Here is a 3,450-nt window from a genome sequence, read left to right as displayed (position 1 = left end):
CTTAACTGATCGGCATTACTCAAATGAGGCCTTTTTCTAAATAGATTTAAACTTAAAGACGGATACCGGCTTTAGCTAAATCTTTTGCAATCACACTGCGAGGAAGTGCAACATAACCGTCTTTCTCTACAATTTGCTGTCCTTGCATTGACAGTACGTAACGGATGAACTCACGGTCCATTGGTGCAAGGTCTTTGTTCGGATGCTTATTCACATACACATATAGGTAACGTGAAAGTGGGTACTTACCACTTGCAGCATTTTCAGCTGATGCAGCGATGTAGTTAGTGCCTTTCTTAGATACTGCTACCGCTTTAACACCCGCCGTTTTGTAACCAATACCTGAGTAACCAATCGCGTTAAGTGACTGAGATACTGACTGTACCACTGAAGCTGAACCAGGCTGTTCATTGACGTTAGCTTTGAAGTCACCCTTACAAAGTGCTTTCTTTTTAAAGTAACCGTAAGTACCAGATACTGAGTTACGACCATATAACTGCACATCACGGCCAGTCCAGCTACCCGTTAGGCCAACATCACCCCAACGTTTAATATCATCGCCACCACACTTATTTGTAGAAGAGAAGATACCGTCGATCTGCTCCATGCTCATGCCTTTGATAGGGTTATCTTTGTGCACGAATACGGCTAGCGCATCAATCGCAACACGGATAGCCGTTGGCTGGTAGCCGTAATGTTTTTCAAAAGCTTCAACTTCATTTGGCTTCATCTTGCGGCTCATTGGGCCGAACTGTGAAGTACCTTCAGTCAATGCTGGTGGCGCTGTAGATGAACCAGCGGCTTGAATTTGAATATTTACGTTAGGGTATAGTTGTTTAAAATCTTCAGCCCAAAGCGTCATCATGTTAGCCAAAGTATCTGAACCAACAGAAGATAAGTTACCAGACACACCACTTGTTTTTTCATAAGTAGGTAAAGACTGATCGATTGCCGCCATTGATGCTGCAGAAAATACAGTTGCTGCAGTTAAGCTTACTGCGCCAACAAGTTGTTTCAATTTCATTCTTTGCTCCAGTGTTTAAATATCTTGGTTTCTTAAAACGCTGTCAGTATTAACTTCTATGATGACAAGTCTATTACTACAAAGTGACACTTCGATGACAGAACTACGCTATTTGAAAAATTTATGTCGTTTAAATGAAAAAACAGGCTAAGCGCCTGTTTTTTTTTGTCATCTATTTTTAGTCAAAACGTCACTCAGCAAATTTTTCCGTCTCAGGCTGCGAATATTCAATTAAATTAGGCGGAATAACAAAACTAAATGTACTGCCCTTACCTAACTGACTCGATACCATCAACTCGCTTTGGTGATGATTGAGTGCATGTTTAGTAATCGCAAGCCCAAGCCCTGTGCCACCGCTTTGTCTTGAACGTGCACTATCGACACGATAGAAACGCTCTGTTAAACGGCTAATATGTTGCGGCGCAATACCTTCGCCACTATCTCTGACACTAAACTCGCCACCAGAGGCCATTTTGCGCCAGCTAATATCGATGCTGCCACCTGGTTCAGTATATCGAATCGCGTTAGAGATAAGGTTTGTGCAAGCGCTTCTAAGCTGAACTTCATTACCATACATATCAAGCCCAGGTTCGCTGTATAAGGTAATATCATACTGCTCCTGCGCTAATGCCAGCGCCTCATCGCGTAATATGTCCATCATCTGCGACATATTCACTTTGACTTCAAGATCGACATCACCCGAGTCCTCAATTCTTGATAACGCCAACAACTGCTCAACCATAGAGCGCATGCGCGAGGTTTGCTGTTGCATTTGGTCGAGCGCTCTCACATTAGGCGAACCCGGCTCCTCCATCGACTGCATCATCTCCAAGTATCCTTGAAGTACCGTTAACGGGGTCTTTAGTTCATGGGATACATTGGCAACAAACTCTTTGCGCATCCCTTCTAACTGACGCACACGGGTAATATCCCGTGCAATCAGCAGCAACTGACCTGAGCCGTAGCCCATGATGCGGATCTCAAGCAAACGTCCCTCAGATAAGGGCGCGGCTAGTTCCAATGGCTCATGATATTCAGCTTGCTTTAAGTAATTTGAAAAATCAGGATGACGAATTAAGTTATCGATCCGCTGGCCATTATCCTGCGGCCAAACGAAACCTAGTAGCAGCTGCGCTAACTTATTACACCAAAGAATATTATGTTCAGAATCGAGCACCACGGCGGCGTCGGGTAACGCTTCAGCACCTTGTCTGAAACGCCCTAATAGGAATGCTAATTGAGAAACACGCTTACGATTCTTACCCTGCAAGCGATAGATACCGTTGAACACCCCTTCCCAACTGCCACTGCCATTTGGCGGTGTTAAGCGACGGTCATGCCACAACCAATAATTAAGCCGAGATAACTGACGGTAGTGCCACAGCAATAAACAGATACAACCGAGTAAAAGTATCCAAAAGACTTCACCAACTAGTAAACCCACCACAAGACAAAGTAGCAGATAGATCACCAGTCGAGAAATTAGACGATACCCAGAATATGAATCAAACATAGACCGACCATATGGAGGAACTGAGCACAAGATAGCGTAAAAGCCACCTTGTGCCTATGAGATGTTTAACTAAAGTCTCGTCGAGAAACGATAGCCTGCGCCACGAACGGTTTGGATCAGGCGGTCATGACCGGACAGAGTCACCGCTTTACGTAAACGTCTGATATGTACGTCAACAGTCCTATCTTCCACATAAACGTTAGTCCCCCAAACATTATCGAGAAGTTGCTCTCGACTATACACGCGCTCTGGGTGTGTCATGAAAAAGTGTAATAACCGAAACTCAGTCGGCCCCATATCTAACACCTGCTCACCGACGGTTACACGATGACTGACAGGGTCTAGTTGCAACCCTTGCACATCGATGGGGTCTTCAAGGCAAGTTGGCGCAGCTCGGCGCATAACCGCCTTAATACGTGCGACCAGCTCTTTAGGGGAAAACGGTTTAGTAATAAAGTCATCGGCGCCAACTTCAAGCCCTCTGACTTTATCTTCCTCTTCGCCGCGAGCGGTTAACATAATAATAGGGATGTGACGTGTGAACTCATCTTGGCGTAATCGCTTAGCTAATTGAATGCCACTTCCGCCAGGGAACATCCAATCGAGTAACACTAGATCAGGATAAGGCTCGGTTAACATATCAAGTGCTGAGTCGTAGTCTTCAGCCGCGGTGGTGGTAAAACCATGTTGCTCTAGTACGAAAGTTAGCATCTCGCGGATCGCTAACTCATCTTCAACTATCAATATCCTTGCTGTCATAATCGATCTTCTGTCAGTGAATTTCTACGAGTCTATTATTGGTCAGTTTTATTACATTAATATTAAACGAAGTACTATTTTGACATAATAAACAGAATTATTGTCATAAAGCAGAACTAGTTGCTTTCACTTTACACCAATCAGTATAAGAAGT

Annotated in this window: 3 protein-coding genes; all 3 read right to left on the bottom strand. The window is 44.2% G+C overall.

Annotation, left to right across the window (positions count from 1 at the left end; genetic code table 11):
- Positions 1-52 precede the first annotated feature (52 nt).
- Entirely contained in the window at positions 53-1,024 is a 972-nt protein-coding gene (locus AB4238_RS18525; protein ID WP_220735903.1) for a PstS family phosphate ABC transporter substrate-binding protein, read from the bottom strand.
- A 190-nt stretch (positions 1,025-1,214) separates the two neighbouring features.
- Positions 1,215-2,537 carry a phosphate regulon sensor histidine kinase PhoR gene (phoR, locus tag AB4238_RS18520; RefSeq protein WP_372034776.1) on the bottom strand — a complete coding sequence of 441 codons (1,323 nt, stop codon included), beginning with the start codon at positions 2,535-2,537 and terminating at the stop codon, positions 1,215-1,217.
- 69 nt (positions 2,538-2,606) lie between these two features.
- The gene (gene phoB / locus AB4238_RS18515; protein WP_020911436.1) at positions 2,607-3,296 is read right to left on the bottom strand and encodes a phosphate regulon transcriptional regulator PhoB; all 690 of its coding nucleotides are present in this window, start codon (positions 3,294-3,296) and stop codon (positions 2,607-2,609) included.
- Positions 3,297-3,450: the final 154 nt, after the last annotated feature.

It is taken from the genome of Shewanella sp. 10N.286.45.A1, from assembly GCF_041470405.1.
In the GTDB taxonomy this organism is placed as follows: domain Bacteria; phylum Pseudomonadota; class Gammaproteobacteria; order Enterobacterales; family Shewanellaceae; genus Shewanella.
Note: the sequence above shows the minus strand (reverse complement) of the source record. Positions and strands in the feature narration are given on the sequence as shown.

Coding starts and splice junctions, on each gene's coding strand:
- AB4238_RS18525 (WP_220735903.1), bottom strand. CDS start 1,024: ATGAAATTGAAACAACTTGTTGGCGCAGTAAGCTTAACTGCAGCAACT.
- phoR (WP_372034776.1), bottom strand. CDS start 2,537: ATGTTTGATTCATATTCTGGGTATCGTCTAATTTCTCGACTGGTGATC.
- phoB (WP_020911436.1), bottom strand. CDS start 3,296: ATGACAGCAAGGATATTGATAGTTGAAGATGAGTTAGCGATCCGCGAG.